The sequence below is a fragment of the Roseateles koreensis genome (assembly GCF_028595305.1).
GTDB classification, from domain to species: Bacteria; Pseudomonadota; Gammaproteobacteria; order Burkholderiales; family Burkholderiaceae_C; genus Paucibacter_A; species Paucibacter_A koreensis.
In genome coordinates this window covers 92604-109433 of the sequence record NZ_JAQQXS010000003.1, presented here as the reverse complement: position 1 = coordinate 109433, position 16830 = coordinate 92604, and the positions used below count along the sequence as shown (strand labels likewise).

The 16830-nt window shown below is 61.3% G+C and carries 13 protein-coding genes, 2 tRNA genes and 1 other RNA gene; 4 read left to right on the top strand and 12 right to left on the bottom strand.

Annotated elements, in window-relative coordinates:
• The first annotated feature begins 48 nt into the window (after positions 1-48).
• From PRZ01_RS03995 to PRZ01_RS03985, 3 genes are all read left to right on the top strand, one after another.
• Complete coding sequence (locus PRZ01_RS03995) at positions 49-1173, top strand: AIR synthase-related protein (RefSeq protein WP_273595472.1); 1125 nt, start codon at positions 49-51, stop codon at positions 1171-1173.
• Positions 1174-1280: 107 nt separating this feature from the next.
• An RNA gene (ffs, locus tag PRZ01_RS03990) (signal recognition particle sRNA small type) lies at positions 1281-1377 on the top strand.
• 109 nt (positions 1378-1486) lie between these two features.
• Entirely contained in the window at positions 1487-4732 is a 3246-nt protein-coding gene (locus PRZ01_RS03985; RefSeq protein WP_273595471.1) for a hybrid sensor histidine kinase/response regulator, read from the top strand.
• A gap of 28 nt (positions 4733-4760) precedes the next feature.
• On the opposite strand, the gene PRZ01_RS03980 is transcribed toward PRZ01_RS03985, so the two are convergent.
• The 7 genes from PRZ01_RS03980 to PRZ01_RS03950 form a co-directional block, all read right to left on the bottom strand.
• Positions 4761-5825, bottom strand: coding sequence for an ABC transporter ATP-binding protein (locus PRZ01_RS03980; protein ID WP_273595470.1), 1065 nt, complete (start codon positions 5823-5825; stop codon positions 4761-4763).
• Entirely contained in the window at positions 5822-6592 is a 771-nt protein-coding gene (locus tag PRZ01_RS03975) for an ABC transporter permease (RefSeq protein WP_273595469.1), read from the bottom strand. The genes PRZ01_RS03980 and PRZ01_RS03975 overlap by 4 nt, the downstream gene beginning before the upstream one ends.
• Positions 6593-6663: 71 nt before the next feature.
• The gene (locus PRZ01_RS03970; protein WP_273595468.1) at positions 6664-7494 is read right to left on the bottom strand and encodes a hypothetical protein; all 831 of its coding nucleotides are present in this window, start codon (positions 7492-7494) and stop codon (positions 6664-6666) included.
• Positions 7491-8297 (bottom strand): alkaline phosphatase family protein, encoded by an 807-nt coding sequence (locus PRZ01_RS03965; protein ID WP_273595467.1) that lies wholly within the window; start codon positions 8295-8297, stop codon positions 7491-7493. The genes PRZ01_RS03970 and PRZ01_RS03965 overlap by 4 nt, the downstream gene beginning before the upstream one ends.
• Entirely contained in the window at positions 8294-9367 is a 1074-nt protein-coding gene (locus PRZ01_RS03960) for an ABC transporter substrate-binding protein (protein WP_273595466.1), read from the bottom strand. The genes PRZ01_RS03965 and PRZ01_RS03960 overlap by 4 nt, the downstream gene beginning before the upstream one ends.
• A complete protein-coding gene (locus PRZ01_RS03955) occupies positions 9364-10557 on the bottom strand; it encodes an alkaline phosphatase D family protein (RefSeq protein ID WP_273595465.1) in 1194 nt (397 codons plus the stop codon). The genes PRZ01_RS03960 and PRZ01_RS03955 overlap by 4 nt, the downstream gene beginning before the upstream one ends.
• Positions 10558-10571: 14 nt before the next feature.
• Entirely contained in the window at positions 10572-12815 is a 2244-nt protein-coding gene (locus PRZ01_RS03950) for a TonB-dependent receptor (RefSeq protein WP_273595464.1), read from the bottom strand.
• A 319-nt stretch (positions 12816-13134) separates the two neighbouring features.
• Between PRZ01_RS03950 and PRZ01_RS03945 the strand changes: the two genes are divergently transcribed.
• Positions 13135-13899: a DeoR/GlpR family DNA-binding transcription regulator gene (locus PRZ01_RS03945; RefSeq protein WP_273595463.1), complete on the top strand. Its 765-nt coding sequence runs from the start codon at positions 13135-13137 to the stop codon at positions 13897-13899.
• A 285-nt stretch (positions 13900-14184) separates the two neighbouring features.
• Here the strand turns inward: PRZ01_RS03945 and PRZ01_RS03940 are convergent.
• The 5 genes from PRZ01_RS03940 to pal form a co-directional block, all read right to left on the bottom strand.
• Positions 14185-14260, bottom strand: a tRNA-Lys gene (locus PRZ01_RS03940).
• 79 nt (positions 14261-14339) lie between these two features.
• Positions 14340-14415, bottom strand: a tRNA-Lys gene (locus PRZ01_RS03935).
• A gap of 53 nt (positions 14416-14468) precedes the next feature.
• A complete protein-coding gene (locus tag PRZ01_RS03930) occupies positions 14469-15275 on the bottom strand; it encodes a tRNA threonylcarbamoyladenosine dehydratase (RefSeq protein WP_273595462.1) in 807 nt (268 codons plus the stop codon).
• Positions 15276-15328: 53 nt separating this feature from the next.
• A complete protein-coding gene (gene ybgF, locus PRZ01_RS03925; RefSeq protein WP_273595461.1) occupies positions 15329-16102 on the bottom strand; it encodes a tol-pal system protein YbgF in 774 nt (257 codons plus the stop codon).
• Between the two features lie 16 nt (positions 16103-16118).
• Positions 16119-16655 (bottom strand): peptidoglycan-associated lipoprotein Pal, encoded by a 537-nt coding sequence (gene pal, locus PRZ01_RS03920; protein WP_273595460.1) that lies wholly within the window; start codon positions 16653-16655, stop codon positions 16119-16121.
• Positions 16656-16830: the final 175 nt, after the last annotated feature.

Sequence of the window (16830 nt, the reverse complement as noted above, 5' to 3'; positions counted from 1 at the left end):
CGGAAGGCGCCAACCCGGGCGGCGCGACCTGACCGATAATCCTGCCCCATGAGCACGCATGCCCCCTCCTCCCCCGACACCCTCAGCTACGAACAAGCGGGGGTCAACTACGATTTGATCGACCCGCTAAAGATCAGCGCCCAACGCGCAGCTGCCGCCACCGGCGCCCACTTGGCCGGGCACGGTTTCAGCGAAGTCCTGGCCTCACGCGGTGAGTCCGCCTATGTGGTGGACGTTGGCCCGTTCTATATCGCCTCCATCGTTGAATGCCTGGGCACCAAAACCCTGGTCGCTGACGAAATGCGCCAACTGACCGGCAAGAGCTATTACGACGGCATCGCCCAAGACACCATCGCGATGGCCATCAACGACCTGATCACCGTGGGGGCCACGCCCTTGGTGGTGCAAGCCTATTGGGCCGCTGGCGGTTCCGACTGGTTTGGCGACAAGCAGCGCGCGCAAAGCCTGGTGGAAGGCTGGAAGCGCGCCTGTGACGTTTGCGCCGTGGCCTGGGGCGGTGGCGAAACGCCCGCGCTGGCCGGCATCGTGGAAAGCGGCCGCATTGACCTGGCTGCCTCGTGCACTGGTTTGATCAACCCCAAAGAGCGTCTGTCTGTTGGCGACAAGCTCGGCGCCGGTGACGCCATCGTGCTGCTGGCCTCCAGCGGCATCCACGCCAACGGCCTGAGCCTGGCGCGCAAGCTGGTGGAGCGGCTGCCCCAGGGCTATCTGACCGAGATCGAACCCGGCCTCACCTATGGTGACGCCTTGCTGGCGCCCACGGTGCTGTACTCCCCCGTGACCGAAGCGCTGTTCAAGGCGGGTATCCAGCCTCATTACTGCGCCAACATCACCGGCCACGGCTGGCGCAAGCTGCTGCGCCATCCCGGCCAATTCACCTACCGCATCCACACCGTGCCGCCTGTCACGCCGGTGTTGAAATTCATGCAAGAACACGCCAGGCAAGATGACCGCGAGGCCTATTCCACGCTGAACATGGGCGCCGGTTTCGCCATCTTCGTGCCCGCCGCTGACGCTGCCCGCACCGTCGAAGTGGCCAAGGCCTGCGGCATCGATGCGTGGGTTGCCGGGCAGTTGGAAGCGGGCGAAAAGCAGTTGTTGATCGAACCCTTGAACATCCGCTTCAGCGACGACGATCTGCAACTGCGCTGAGCCAACTCGCGCCTTCGCCACAGTCTGGGACTCGCGCCCCCGAGTCTCAGACCCCAAAATCAGTCGGCGCGCCAGGACCACGCGCAGCCTCGGTTACAATGCGTCTTGACGGGCCTCCTCGCATGGAAGCGCGGCCAACCGGGTCAGGTGGGGAACCAAGCAGCCCTAGCCGTTGTAACCAGTGCCGGGGTAGGGCTCGTCAACCTCACATCGCCCCCTTCTCCCGCCAGCATCGCGAACGCGCCCTTCACACGGGGTAGCCATGGTAAAAGGGCCGCTCACAGCACTGCGGCCCGGTCGGCGCCACCTTGCCATGAAGCGCACGCCATCCACCTTTACTTTCAATATTGCACTAACGGTCACCATGATCGTGCTGCTGACAGTCGCGTTCACTGCGTACTGCGTGCAAGAAAGCCGGGTGGATCACGCCTATGAAGTTCAACACCAGTCTGTTTTGCTGGGCACAGAACTGCGCCAGTCGTCCAACGACCTGACGCGCATGGCGCGAAACTACCTCCTCACCGGGGACCCTCGCTTCAAAGACTACTACCACGCGATTCTTGAGATTCGCGACGGCCGCCGTGGGCGGCCAGTCGAATATCCCGGCATCTATTGGGATTTGGTCAGCGCGGCCAACTACCAACCGGGCCCCGCCGTCGGTTCACCTGTCGCTTTGCTAGAAATGATGAAGGGGGCTGGCTTCACCGACCTTGAATACAGCAAGTTGGTGGACGCCAAACACAAGTCTGACGCCTTGACTGAGGTCGAAATTGCCGCGATGCAGCAGTTGGAAAATGCGGCCGACGACCATGCATCGCCCCAAATCGTCACTGAACGCCGCGAAAGCGCACGCCTGAAACTGTTTGATGAAGCCTATTTGGCTGGCAAGGCCGGCATCATGGCACCGATTGCTGAATTTGATCGCCTGATGACGCAGCGCACGCGGCAGGAGGTCAATGCAGCCCGAGACGAAGCCACGGTCTGGCGCGTGATCTGCGGCTTGATGGGCTTGGGCCTGCTCAGCATGCTGGTGCGGACGCACAAAGCCTTGCGCGCCACACTGGGCGGCTCGGTGGACGATGTTTTTGGTCACATCAGCCGCCTGGGTCAACTGGATTTCTCGATCCCCATTGCCGTCGCGGCGGAACAAAGCGACAGCGTGTTGGGATGGCTGAAACAAACCCAAACCAGCCTGCGCAACACCGAGCGCGAGCGCCGCCATAACGCCGCAGTGCAGCGGGATCGCGAGGCCTTGATCAGCCACATCATCGAATCCAGCCCGCTCAGCTTCATGCTGACCGACAGCAACGGCGAGATTCGCATGACCAACAAGAGCTTTCTGCAGTATTTCAAGCTGCGCCCCGATGAGTCATCAGGCCTCGCAGTCAGTGATTTTTTTGTCGACCCGGAGCAACGCCTGGAGTTACTGGAACAGGTGCGACGCAACGGCGTGGTGGTCAACGCGGAGGTGCACTTCCAGCGCCGCGATGGGTCGCAGTTCTGGACATATCTGAGCTTGTCAGCCCTGACACAGGCGAACGAAGAATTGATGTGCGGCTGGTGCGTGGACATCACCGATCACAAACAAACGCAGCTCAATCTTCAACAGGCTAAAAAACTGGCGGACGAGGCCGCGCAGTCCAAGAGCCTGTTCTTCGCCAACATGAGCCATGAGATCCGCACGCCGATGAACGCCATCATCGGGCTGTCGGAGTTGCTGGGGCGAACCGAACTGAATGAGCGCCAGCGTGACTACATCGATAAAGTGCAGCATTCAGGCCAGCACCTGCTCGGCATCCTGAACGACATTCTGGATTTCTCGAAAGCCGAGGCCGGCAAGTTGACGGTCGAGCACGTGAGCTTCGACCTGTCCGCCGTGATCGAGAACCTTGTCAACCTGATCTCGCACAAAGCACAAGACAAAGGTTTGAAGCTGACCATCAACATAGCGCCCGATGTGCCGCAAGCGCTGCGCGGCGACCCACTCAAGCTCGGCCAGATTTTGATCAACCTGGCCAATAACGCAGTCAAATTCACCGACCAAGGCGAGATTGCGCTGAGCATCAGCACGGACGCACAAGCCGCGCCCCTTGCCAACCAACCGCCGCTGAGCCTGCGTTTTGAAGTGCGCGATACCGGCATCGGGCTCAGCCAAGAGCAGATCGAGCGTCTGTTTCAAAGCTTTTCGCAAGGCGACAGTTCCATCACCCGCAAATACGGCGGCACGGGCTTGGGGCTGGCCATCTGCAAACGGCTGGCGGAGTTGCTGGGGGGAGAAATTGGCGTGCAGAGCGAGCCTGATCACGGCACGACGTTCTGGTTCACCGCCAGATTTTCACCAGAAACATTAAGCACTCAACAACCACGGCAATTCGGACCAGAAGCCACGCGGCCCGCAGTGCCCGCAATCGCTGCTGCCCCCGGTAATGCGGCCGTGGATCAGGCCCTGCAAGCGCTGCGGGGCACCCACATCTTGCTGGTGGAAGACAACGACTTGAACCAACAAGTGGCCTGCGAACTTCTTGAGGACGCGGGCTTTTGCGTCGACATCGCCGAAAACGGCCAACGTGCGCTGGACCAGTTGGCCGCCAATGCCTACGACCTGGTATTGATGGATATGCAAATGCCGGTGATGGACGGCGTGACGGCCACGCGCAAAATTCGCGCCGACGCCCGTTTCAAGGCACTGCCCATTCTGGCCATGACCGCCAACGCCATGCAGGTGGATCGCCAGCGCTGTTTTGATGCCGGCATGAACGACTTTCTCTGCAAGCCCATTGAACCCACGGAATTGCGACTGGCCCTGAGCCACTGGATTCAGCACCGCGAAGGTTTGGGGGCTTCAGCACAAACACCCGCACGCAATCTCAATCACAGTCGATTTTCCGGCAGCGGGCAGCTGCCGGACACCGCGCCGCTTGAGCCGCACCTGCCCACCGCCATTCCTGGCCTGGACCTCCAACAAGGCTTGCGGCATTTGAACGGCAATCAGGCGCTCTATGCCGACCTGCTGCGCAAATTTCGCGACACGCGACGTGATGCCCTGCAACAGCTCCAAACCTGGGTGGCGAGCAAGTCCTGGGACGATGCCGAACGCTTGGCGCACAGCCTCAAAGGCCTCGCAGGGAGCTTGGGCGCGGTCGATCTGCAGCCCGCCTTGGCAGCGCTGGAGGCGGTGTTGCGTGAGCGAGGGGGTGATGACGGCGACGCCCAAATGCGCGCTTTCGAGGCCAGCTGGCCAGCCGCAGAGACTGCATTCAAGGCATTGCTCGTGGCACTCGATGCGGCGTGGCCCGCTTCGTCTTGGCCCGATCAGCCCTTGGCTGCGCCAAGGACTCCCCCTGCTGCACAAGGCTTAGACGCGCAGCAAATCATGAGCGAGATCGATGCCTTATTGGCACAAGACGATCCTGATGCCCTGGAGGTGTTCAACACCCACCGCGCCGCCTTGTACCTGGCCCTGGGGCCAAGGCTTTCAGCATTTGAAGCCCATCTGAATCAGTTCGACTTCACGGCCGCACGAGCTTGGCTCGCAGCCGCGCCCAAACCGCTTCACTGACGAGACTGCGGTTTTTTTGTTTCTGCGTTCACTCCGCCAGATACTGCAGATCCGCCAGCCGCACCCGTAAATCAAGCCAACGGCCCGGCTCGGGCAAGGCAGATTGATGATCGGCCCAGAGCGTCAAAATGCCGCCTTGCGCGTTGACCAGTTCAATCGCCACACGCTGCTGCCCGATAAAACAGGCTTGCACCTGCGCGCGCAGGAGCCAATCGCCGGCATCACCAGCAGCCTCGCCAGATGGTGGCTGCGCTTCACCTTGGGGCGATGCAGCCTGCGGTACCCACGTGAGCATGGCAATGGGCGAGATCCAGTGCCCGCGGTCGCGGTACAGCACGCCAGGCGCGTGGCGAGCGTCCAGCAAGTTAAAGGCGCCCAAAAATTCGGCCACGCGCCGGGTCTGCGGGCGCCGCCACAGGGTCAGCGGTGGGCTGCACTGCTCGATGCGGCCATCAAACATCACCGCCACCTGATCAGCGAGTTCAAACGCCTCTTCGCGGTCATGGGTGACCAGCAGACAGCTTTGCCCCAAAGCGCGTTGAAGATGGCGAAACGAGCGGCGTAACGGCACGCGAAAGGACTCATCCAGGGCCGAAAACGGCTCGTCCATCAAGAGCAGCGAAGGCTTGCGCGCGAGGGCTCGCGCCAACGCCACCCGCTGCCGCTGCCCACCGGACAACTGAGCCGGCACCTTCGTCGCCTGAGCCTGCAGTTCAACTAGCTGAAGCAACTCGTTGGCACGCGAGGTGGCTTCAGTCTGCCCATGGCCATCGGCCAACACGCCGAATTTGATGTTCTCCAGCACCGACAAATTGGGAAACAAGGCGTAGTTCTGAAACACCACGCCCATGCCGCGCTCCTGCGCAGGTACCCGACTGATATCCCGCCCGCCCATGTGGATGTGCCCGCCATGCAAGGCTTGCAAACCGGCAATGGCGCGTAGCAAGGTGGTCTTGCCGCAGCCAGAGCCCCCCAACAGCGCCAGCACCTGACCCTGCGGAATGCTCACATCCACATCCCGCAAAACGGGCCGCCCCCCCAGGTTCACACGGGCTTGCTGCACTTGCAGCTGCATCGGCAACACTTCGTTCATCGTGATTTTCCAGAAGACTTCCAGGCGCCACAGGCTTGCACCAAGGCGGCCAGCACCGCTACTGCGCCAAAGCTCAGCACCATCAGCGCCGCCGATTGATGGCCGTTGACGCCCCGCATGCTGTTCATCAGAGGTTGCAGCAGCTCAACCGTGCCACCCAGCAGCAGATTCGCGATTGCAAACTCCATGGCGGCGGTCACCCAGCACAGCAGCAAAGCACTCCCCAGGGCCGGCAACAGCAGCGGCAGCAAGACCCGCCGCAGCACCGTGCCGTCGCTGGCACCCAGCGTGCGGCCTGCCTCCAGCAGCTGTGCGGCATCCAACTGAGTCAGCGCAGCCGCCAAGGTCTTGTGCACCAAGGGGAACAGCAACGGCGCGACCACGGCCACATACACCATACGCAGGTCCAGGTAGCCGCCCCAACGGCCCACAAACAGCTCTAGCGCGCCGACGGCGATCACCACCGGAGGTACCGCATAGGGCAAAAGCGACAAGACGTCCAGCAAGGCCCGCAAACGTGGCGCGGCCAGGCAAGCCAGCACGCTGGCCAAACCGCCCAGCACCACCGCCACACATGCGCTCAGGCACGACAGCAGCACCGTATTGCGCAAGGCAGCAAGGCTGCGTTCATCGCGCACCACGCCCAACAGCCATTGCAGGGTTGGCGCTTCGGGCAGCAGGCCATAGTCCCAACGCTCGGTGAGCGCATACATCAACACCGCCACCGGCGGCAACAGCACCAGCACCAGCAAAACGAACAGCGCCACGCGCGAGGGCTTGGGGCCGTACCGCCCCCTGCGCGCCCGAATCGCCCCTGCAGTTTGATGCCCGCCGCCGCTCACGCCAGCCCCCTGCGCAGCCGCGCGGCCAAAATTCTGGTCGCCACAATCGTCGCCACCAACATGAAAAACATCAGCAGCGCCAGCAAAGCGCTCAACTCGGGCTGGGCGAAGATGTCGCCGCTCACCAAGGCTGCAACACGCACGGCCAGCACATTGGCAGCCGTCCCAGACAGCGCGAACGGCGTGGCATACGCCGCTGCCGCATTGGCGAACAGCAAGCTACCCACTTCCAGCAGGCTGGGCAATAGCATGGGCAAGCCTACACGACGCCAGAAAAATCCAGGGCTGGCGCCGAGTGTCGTAGCAGCCTCCATCAGCCCCCCCTCCAGCAATTGAACCGGTGCCAGCAAGAGCAGGCACGCCAGCGGCGCCTGAAAACAGACATAAGCCACGAGCAAACCTGAGTTGCGATAAAGATCAAACGGCAATTGCAGGCCAGCCGCTTCAAACACGCCACGGATCACGCCCTGCGCGCCAAACAACAGCGTCATGGCCAAAGCCAGGGGCACGCCGGCAAAGTTTGCGCCCAGGCTGCTCAACAAAGAGACTGCAGGCCGCCAGCGCGGTATCTCGGCCAAGGCGACGGCGGCGCCCATTCCGATGAGCATGCCAACCAGGCTGGAAACCCCGGCAAGCCACACCGTGCTCCACAAGGCCCGCAGGTAGTAGTCATCGCTCAACAACTCCTGCCAGGCGCACGCCTCGCCTTGTAAGCAGGACTGCAACAAGCCGACGCTGCGCCACCCAAAGGGCATGAGCACCGCCAGCAGAACCAGGGTCAGCAAGGGCAAGGCCGCCCACAGCGCCAAACGGGGAGAAAGGTTCAAACGCAGCACAGCTGGCTCAAAACAAAGGCTCGCAGGCCCAGTTGGTCGGTGGGCAATTCTTCAGGCGCAGCGTCCGCATGCGCGGCATGCGGCGCCCACACCAGGGGCACCTCTCGCTCGCACGCCAGGGCACCCCCGTGCATACGGTCGGCATTCATGCCGTGGTCGCTGGTGAGCAAAACGTCATAACCGGCCTGATGCCAGCGCGGCACCAATTGCGCCAGTTGCATGTCCAGCCGCCTTGCGGCCATCGCATACGCGGCCGACTCGCCCCCGTGAGTGTGGCCGGCATGATCCAGCCCCATGGGGTGCACGAACAGCAGCACGGGACTCAAGGTACGGCGCAGATGCTCAGCGTCCGCCAGCAAATGCGAGTCGGGGTATTCGTCTTCGCAGTACCAGGCGGCACCACTGAGATGAGGAGTTAGTGCATGACGATGCAACAAGGGATCGAACACTTCACCTGACAATAACTCGTAAAACCAGTGGTAGGCGGCCACGGCGGTCTTGCCCCCATGTGCGGCCAATTGCTCAATCAGGTTGTCGCCGCAATACCGGCCCGCAGGCATATTGCCAACGAGGCCGTGCTCAAGCGGGCGGCGCCCTGTCAGCACCGTGGCGTAGAGCGGCCGGGATAGGCTGGGGAGCTCACAGCGCAGGCTGCTCCACTGAGCACGCCCGGCTTCACGCAGGGCTTGCAGATAGCCCATATAGTCGCGGGCGGTGTCGGCACGCAGGCCGTCCGCCAGCACAAAAACCAGTTTTCGGCCTGTCAGCGGGCTAACGAAAGATGCCCCGCTCACTGCATCGCTCCGGTGACCTCGTGCAGCCAGCTGCGCGGCAACTTCTTGACCTCCTCCGTCCACAGTTGCGGACGAATGGCCCTCGCATTGCGGTATTGCGCACTGTCCAGCAGCTTACCCTGGGCCTCGACGGGCATCTTGATGTGATCCACGCGGATGGGGCGGGCATGCCCCAAGGCCAGGTTGATCTGCCCCGCGTCGCTGAAGATGTACTCGCGGGCCAGCATCGCGGCATTGGGATGGGGCGCGTTTTTGTTGATGAGCGTGGTGTAGCCACTGGTGATCGAGCCGTCTGCCGGAATCAAGATTTCATAGTCCGCCGCGTTAGGAATTCTGTCGCGATACGAGAGCGCGTTGAAGTCCCACAGCAAGAACACGTCAGCTTCGCCACGCTCCATCAAGGCGGGTGCGGGATTGACCGTAACCAGCCGATGCTGCCGAGCGATCTGGCCAAAGGCCGCCAGCGCGGGCTGCAGATGGGTTTCATCACCGCCCAAAGCCACCGCCGCTGCCAACACAGCAGCGTTGCCCTGTGCAGCGCGACCCACCTCGCCCACCAGTACACGATAGTTGCCGGCGAACAAGGCCTTCCAGCTGCGGGGCACCTGAGTGGCCCGTTTGGTGTTGACCGCGAAGGCGATGGTACCGGTGTAGGCCAGCGCCCAATGTCCGTCGGCATCTTTCGCCCATTCGGGAATTTGATCCCAGGTGCTGGGTTTGTAGGCGCGCGTGATGCCGCGCGATTTGGCGATGGCGCCGAACTCAAAACCAACGTCCCCTATGTCCACCGTGGCATTGCCTTTTTCGGCCTCGATCTTGGCGATTTCTTCGGCACTGCTCATGTCGGTGTCCACATGCACCAAGCCATGAATGCGTTTGAGGTCGGCCCAGGTGCCTTGCCAATTGGCCCAGGCGTCCGGCATGCCCACGGTGGCCAATTTTCCTTCGGCGCGGGCTGCCTTTTCAAGCGCGCTGGGCTGTGTCGCCGCGGATGACAGCCCGACGGCAAGCCCCAGTGTCAGGCCCGCAGTGGCCTGAAAAACGCGATGCGCGCGAAAATTCAAAGTCATGATTTGCCAGCCTTTGCGCTGAGGTTTTCGCCGAAACGCAATTGGTCTTGACGCAATGCCTGAGACAGTTTCACCTGCCCATGCACATCGCAAATGCTCAGCTTGATGTCGAGGCTGCCGCCGGACCAGTCCAGATCAACCAGGCCGAAGTTCTGTTCCGCCAACACCGCCGAGACGCGTTGGCGATTGGGCGTCGGAATGTCCCACACCTCGGTCAAACCGCTGGAGGTGATGTCCCACAAGGGATAGCCGTCGCTGACGGGCCACCGTGAGATGTCGGCGTAATGCATGTCGCCGCTGATCATGAACGCGCCTTCGGCGCGGGTCTTCTTGAGCAGATCGACGAATCGTTGCCGCTCGAGTGGAAAGTTAGCCCAACCTTCCCAGCCAGTGCCGTCCGCGGCGAACTGCACGCTGGAGCCGATGATGCGAACGTCCGCCGGCTCGTGCAGTTGCTGCTCCAGCCAGGCCCATTGCGCCTCGCCCAGCATGCTGGCCTTGGGGTCGGCATTGGGCACGTACCATCCCGTCATCGGCGCGCCTGTCAGCTTGGCTTTGAGTACCATCATGCGGTAGTCTTGTTTGAGCGCCGGGTCCACGATCAGGGCTGTACGGTTGTAGCGCAGGTCCAGCATGATCAGCTGCACGTTGCGGCCACCCGCCTCAAATCGGTAGCTCTCGTAAATACCGCTGCGGGTGCGGCGGGGGGACTCGGCCGGTTCACCCCATTCATCGCAGAACAGCTGTTGCGACAGCTTCTTGTGGGCGTACTCGCCCCCCACATCGTCATCGCCAAAGTCGTGGTCGTCCCAGATGGCCACATGCGGCGTTGCCCGGCGAAAAGCTTGCAGCGGCGCCGTTTCACGAAACTCGCGAAATTCACGATAGCGCTGGCGCAGCGTGGCTTCGCTCTGCGCGTCCGCATAAAAGTTGTCCCCCAGAAAAACGAACAAATCCGGGTGCACGGCCGCGATGGCTTGCCAGATCGGTTGCGGTTTTTCCTGCCGTGCACAGGAGCCAAAAGCAATGCGCATGCGGCGCGCGCCCGGCTTCAGGGTGAGACCGGGTTGGCGTGAAGCAGGCAGTTGCGGTGGCTGTTCGTTGCCGGCCACGGCGTCGAGGCCGACCCCCGCCAAGGCGGAGGCCAGCACCCATTGGCGCCTGCCGGGATTGACGAGCGGTTTACTCATATCCCGGGCCTGCCTCAGATTTTGGCGGAGAAGGTCACGAAGACTTGGCGCGGCGCACCGGTCAACATGGTTTGCGCGGTGCCCGTGGGGTCGCTGTTGACGAAGCCATTGCTGCCGATGGTGGAGATGTACTTCTCGTCAAACAGATTGGTCACGCCCACCTGCACCGAACCCTCGCGCACAAAGCCCAGGTTGCGGCTGCGGTAGCCGCCGTTCAAATTGACCAAGGTGCGTGACGGCACGGCGCTGTCATTCAAATAGGTGTAGTAGCGCTTGCTCATGTAGTCGAGGCCCACATTGCCAAACAAGCTGCCGGACTCATAGCCCAGGATGGACTTGAACATGGTGTCAGGCGAGTCGGTCACGTGCTTGCCCGAGGTCGCCACGACCGAGCCATTGCTGACCACGTTGTCGCGGTAGGTCGAGTTGCTCAGACTCAGGCTGTTGTACCAGTCGATGTGGGTCGACAGGCGCAGCGACAACGCCGCCTCCAGACCGATTGAGCGCACACCACCCACGTTGGACAACACGGTCGGGTTACCCACAATGCCGGCGCCCTGCTGCACGCCCAGCAGACGGTCATGGAAGTTGACCAGATAGGCCGTCAGCGAACCCTGGTAAGCCCGGGTCTGCGAGCGCCAACCCGCCTCGAAATTATCAGAGACTTCAGGTTTCAAGGAGTTCTTGATCGCGGCAAAGCCTGCTGCCGAGGTAGCGAACGGTGTCGTGCCCGTCGCCGCGCCTTGGTAGGCCCGCATATTGCGTGCGGCCGAGGCGAAGAGCTCGTCGCTGCCCGACAGTTGGTAGTTCAGGCCGAGTTGCGGCAAGAAGCCATTGCTGGCCGTGATGCTGTCCGAGGGCTTGTCGCTGCCCACTTCCAGATTGCCATTGACCTTGACGCGCAGAGCCTTGAAGCCGGCACCCAGCGTCAAGTCTTTGCTCAAAGCCACCGTGTCAGCCAGAGAGAACTGGTCGGTCTTGGTGTTGAAGCCGTACTGCCACTGGGTGTAGAACGGATTGCTCGGGAACTCGTAGGGGCTCGGCACAGCGGCCAATGAGGTCGCGTAGAAACGGCGCGCCTGGTCGAAGTCGTTGTTCTCGTGCCAGAAGCCCAGCTTGATCTGATGCTGCTCGAACTCATAGTCCAGGCTGGCGACGATGCCGCCGCGCTTGATGCCGTACTCGGTGGTGCGCAGCGCCACAGGCGTGCCGTCCGGCGAGGCGGTGTAGGGCGTGTACCAGAGGCCGCGACCCTCGTTGTGGTGGTAGTAGGCGGTGGTCTTCAAGCTCAGCTTGTCAGCCAGCTTGGCATCCAACGTCACACCGCCCAGTTGGTCCTTGCGCAGGCCAGAGCCCGCGTAATAGGCATCGTCACACTGCGCGGTGTAGGGCTTGCCGGCCACGTTGCCGCAGTAAGCATTTGAGGCGTTGACCGCCGCCGAAAAATTGGGGTAGAAGTTATCCCAGTTGCTGCCCAGGCGGTTGATCATTTCCAGCGACATGTCCTGGTAATCGATCTCGCGGCGGTTGGATGTGTTCAAGAAGGCCGACACGCGGTTGTCGCCAAACTTCTTCACATACTTCAGGTTCCACTGCTCCTGGCGTTGCTCGCCCTCGCCCTTCCACTTGTCGGCGTTCTGGTTGGTGTAGCTGACATAGAACTGGCCCAGGTCGGTGACGCCACTGTCCAGGCGCAGATAGGTGCGGCGATTCTTGTCGCTGCCCACGGTCTGCCGCGCATCCAGGCCGAAGCGATCAGAAGGGTCGGCTGAATAGAACTGCAACGTGCCGCCCAGATTGCTGGAGGAAGCGGTTTCCAGCGAGCCCGCGCCCTGCGACAAGAAGGCGCGCGAGACGTTCTCGCTGGAAATGGCGCGGCTGATGTGCAAGCCATTCATATTGCCGTAGGACATATCACCCAGCGGCACATCATCCAGCGTGAAGCCCAACTGGTTCTGCGAGAAAGAACGCACCGTAAATCGGGTGGACCACTCGTAGTTGCCCAGCGGGTCTGCGGACTGGAAGTTAACGCCCGGCAGGCGCGACACGGTGGCCAGCGGGCTGGTACCGGAGATGGCATTGTCAAACTCGGCACGGCTTAGGCCTTGCACCGAGCGCATTTGGCCGCGGCCGATGCTGACGGTCACCCGGTCAAGCGAGGTGACGTCCGCGTTGTCCTGAGTTTGAGCAAAGGCTTGCGTGCTGAAGGCCAAGGCCAGTGCGCAAGCCAGAACGGTGATCGAATGCTGGGGGGTCATGGAAACGGATTCTTGGTAAAAGTTGCGAAACGCGAAAAACGTCTGCAGCGCACGCCCACCTACTGATTCAAGTCAGGCCTGCACGCCGCTCGACGCGACAGGGCGCACTTTCACAAAAGTCCACGACAACACAACGACAAACCCCATGAAATCCACAAACACGCATCAAATCCACAACGTCACACAAAAACCCCCAAATCGTCACAAAGAGGCCTTGGCCGCCTGTTCCCATCTATGCCATTCCAATTTCACCGGCATTTCACCGGCATCAAGGGCCTGAGCGAGCCTACGGTTGCCGGTGCGCAAGCCTCTTCCTGCCATGTGGTTGCCTGAGCGTCATAAAAAAATCATTGCGCTGTTGAACGAACGCCAGCGACTCACCACAGAAACTTTTGCCCTTGAGTTGGGCGTATCGCGCGAGACGGTGCGCCGTGACCTGATCGAGCTGGCCCAAACCGGCAAGCTCAACCGCATCCACGGCGGCGCTGTACCCTCGTCGGCCACGCCCGAGCCCAGCTATCAAGTACGCACCCAACTCAACCGGGAAGAAAAGCAGAGCATCGCGCGCTGTGCTGCACCCCTGCTGCAGCGCGGCTGCTCCTGCTTCATCGATGCAGGCTCCACCACGCTGGCCCTGGCGCGCGAGTTGATCCTGCATAACGATTTGCAGATCATCACCAACTCCATCGAAGTTGCTCGTGTGCTGAGCCACAACGCCCGGCTCGACGTCATGCTCCTGGGCGGCCGGCTGGACGGTGGAGTGCCCGCTGTGTTCGGCGAACACACCGTCGCTGAAATCGCCCGCTTCCACGTCGACCTGGCTCTCATTTCACCGGTGGCGGTGGACGCCGAGCACGGCGCCATGAGCTACGCTCAACATGAGGCCGGTGTGGCCCGCGCCATGCTCGCCCACGCACGCACCCGCATCCTGCTGGCCGACCACCACAAACTGGGGCAAACCAGCCGCATGCAGGTGTGCCCCAGCAACAGCATCGACCTGCTCGTGACCAATGCCGAAGCCTCCGCCGAGCAACTGGCCGCGCTGCGCCAATCCGGCGTGCGGGACATTCTGAGAGCGCCCTGAAAAATTCGCTCAGGGTGGCGGCATGCTGGCGCTGATGGCTGCCGAATCATTCGGGCGCGCAACTCAGCATGTGATGTGTCAGCTCGCCTGGCGCGAGGGTCGAACCGGACCGATCACTTCAGCAAGGGCCGCATCAATAGCCGCTGACGAAGCCAGCCTGATTTTTGAAACTTCGGCTTTGCATTGAATGGGGTAGAAAACTGGCACCAGACCGGCACCAGCTCCGCCAAAGAAAAAAGCACCTAGAACCTTTCGGCGCTAAGTGCTTGATTCAATTCTTAATTTTGGTGGGCCCTGAGTGACTCGAACACTCGACCTACGGATTAAGAGTCCGCTGCTCTACCAACTGAGCTAAGAGCCCTACATTTGAATTTTGGGCTGCTTTTAAAGCAACTTCAAAATTTCAAGCTTCGCATTATAGCATAAATTCGCTGTAATTCTGGTGGGTCGTGCGGGACTCGAACCTGCGACCTACGGATTAAAAGTCCGCTGCTCTACCAACTGAGCTAACGACCCGAACCGTGCGAAGCCTACTATTCTAATACCATTTCCGATGACATTGCAAGCAATCAGGCAAAATTTCTTTCAAGCATCTTTTTCACCAGTTCAGCGGCAGCGGCCATGCCGAAGCTAGCAGTCACCATCACACTGGAGCCATAGCCATGGCAGTTCAGGCTGCCATCGATGTCGCAGGCCGCGCCCTGCTGCTCGGGTCGATGCACGGACTCCCGAGAAAATACGCAGGACAAACCCAGCTTTCCTTTGCGCGGCGCCTCGTATTGCTGGCGCAGGCGCTGGCGCAACGAGGCCGACAGCGGGTCATGCGTGACGTCGGCCAAGTCTTCAACGGCCAGTAAATGGGCCTGCCGCTTACCACCGGCTGCCCCCACTGTGACAAAAGGCAAGGCCTGCGCTCTCGCCCAAGCTGCCATAACCGCCTTGGCGCGCACTTGGTCGCAAGCATCAATGACACCGTCATAGACCGGCGCATTGCCCAGCAGGCCCGGCCAATTGCCTTCTTCAACGAACTCTTCGATCACCCGAACCTCGCAGGCGGGATGGATCTCGTGGATGCGCAAACGCAGGGCATGCACCTTGGCCATGCCCACGGTGGAACTCAGCGCCTGCACTTGTCGATTGATATTGGATTCAGCCACCTGATCCAGATCAATCAGGGTCAGCGCCGCCACGCCAGAGCGGGCCAGCGCCTCAACAGCCCAGGAGCCTACGCCGCCCAGCCCCACAACCACCACACGTGCTGCCCGGAGCCGCTGGTACGCAGCATCGCCATACAGACGGCGCAGGCCACCAAAACGCCGCTCCGCATCGACGTCCAACAACTCCGGCTCCAGCGAATTCAAAGTGGCATCAGTCATGGCGAGATTTTAGGCGCTGACTGTGCCGCCTTTGGCAATGCACCTCAGCCCGGTCATCGCAGGGAGGCCAAGCGTTCTTTGCCAGCCTTGGCGGCCTCGCTGCCTGGGTAGGCTTTGATCAAATCGTCCAGGCTGCGACGTGCTGCTTTGCTGTCTTTCAACTCGATCTGGCAATTCGCCAAAGCGAGCAAAGCCTCAGGCGCGCGCGGATGCTCGGGGTTGCCGGAGATGAAGGCCTTGAACGTGGCGATCGCATCTTTGTAGTCGCGTTTGCCATATTGGGCGTTGCCCAACCAAAAGCGCACCGAGTCACTGTAACCACTCGCCGGAAAGCGGTTGCCAAATGTGTTGAAAGCGCTGACCGCGTCGTTGAAATCACCTCGCCGTATCAAGCCAATTGCCGCCTCGTATTGGCGACGCTCTTCCGGGTCAGCCTGAAATTCACGCCCGTCCAAGGTCACCTTTTGGGGCTCAAATGGTTTCAACCGTGCATCCAGGGCCTGCGACTGATCGCTGACCTTGCGCTGAGTGTCAGACAGATCGCGACTCAATTGTTCGTTTTGGCCACGCAGTTTGGCAAGCTCGGCGCGCAATGTGTCCAATTGGGCATTCAAATCGAGCAAGCTGCGGCGCAGTTGATCGACCTGCCCTTGCGCCTGACTGCCTTGTTGTTCAGCACGTTGACGCTGCGTATCTTCGTTTTGCTGAATGCGCGCCCGCAACTCGATGATCGCCTTGCGGGCGTCTTCGTCTTCGAACAGACCCGCGTGCGCGCTGGCGCCGAGCCAGCACCCCGCCAGTAGCACCGCAGCTGCGGGCCACCGCATGACCGGCAGCCTCATCTTATTTGTCCTTCAACTCGACGCGGCGGTTCTTTGCCCAGGCGGCTTCGTCATGGCCGGTATCGGCTGGACGCTCTTTGCCAAAACTCACGGCCTCAACCTGTGTGCCATTCACGCCCAGCAAGGTCAGCGACTTGGCCACGGCTTCTGCACGCTTTTGACCCAGGGCGAGGTTGTACTCACGGCCACCGCGCTCGTCGGTATGACCTTCCAGGTTCAGTGACACTTTGCGATCGTTGCTCAGGCGCTTGGCGTGGGCTTCAACCAGGCCCCGATAGTCTTCCTTGACCGTGAAGCTGTCGAAGTCGAAATAAACCACGCGCTGATTGGCAACAGCGGCGGTCAATTGCGCGCCCAGATCGACCGTCTTCACGGTGGATTCACCCATCGGCTTGGTGTTGGCGGCATTGCCGGCATTGGCCTGGGAAGACGAATCAACCGGGCGGGTTTCCACCGGCGGCGGCTCATCCAGTTTCACGGCCGAGCCGCAACCAACCAAAGCCGCCGCGGCCAGAAGAGACAGTGCGAAATGCGTCATTTTCATTGGAAATACTCCTGCAAACTATTCGCAAAACATTGCGATCGATGATAGCGGGCCGCGCTGTCACGCCGCTTTGTCGCGTTACAGCAACCCTCAAATCTTGGTGAACAAATCAATGTCTCATTCCCCAAGCGCAGCCAACTTCGCAGTATGTCAAATGCCTGTTGAAAAT

Bases quoted from the DNA above. Each gene is read 5' to 3' on its own strand.
- PRZ01_RS03995 (WP_273595472.1), top strand. From the start codon at position 49: ATGAGCACGCATGCCCCCTCCTCCCCCGACACCCTCAGCTACGAACAA.
- PRZ01_RS03985 (WP_273595471.1), top strand. From the start codon at position 1,487: ATGAAGCGCACGCCATCCACCTTTACTTTCAATATTGCACTAACGGTC.
- PRZ01_RS03980 (WP_273595470.1), bottom strand. From the start codon at position 5,825: ATGAACGAAGTGTTGCCGATGCAGCTGCAAGTGCAGCAAGCCCGTGTG.
- PRZ01_RS03960 (WP_273595466.1), bottom strand. From the start codon at position 9,367: ATGACTTTGAATTTTCGCGCGCATCGCGTTTTTCAGGCCACTGCGGGC.
- PRZ01_RS03955 (WP_273595465.1), bottom strand. From the start codon at position 10,557: ATGAGTAAACCGCTCGTCAATCCCGGCAGGCGCCAATGGGTGCTGGCC.
- PRZ01_RS03950 (WP_273595464.1), bottom strand. From the start codon at position 12,815: ATGACCCCCCAGCATTCGATCACCGTTCTGGCTTGCGCACTGGCCTTG.
- PRZ01_RS03945 (WP_273595463.1), top strand. From the start codon at position 13,135: ATGTGGTTGCCTGAGCGTCATAAAAAAATCATTGCGCTGTTGAACGAA.
- PRZ01_RS03930 (WP_273595462.1), bottom strand. From the start codon at position 15,275: ATGACTGATGCCACTTTGAATTCGCTGGAGCCGGAGTTGTTGGACGTC.
- ybgF (WP_273595461.1), bottom strand. From the start codon at position 16,102: ATGCGGTGGCCCGCAGCTGCGGTGCTACTGGCGGGGTGCTGGCTCGGC.
- pal (WP_273595460.1), bottom strand. From the start codon at position 16,655: ATGACGCATTTCGCACTGTCTCTTCTGGCCGCGGCGGCTTTGGTTGGT.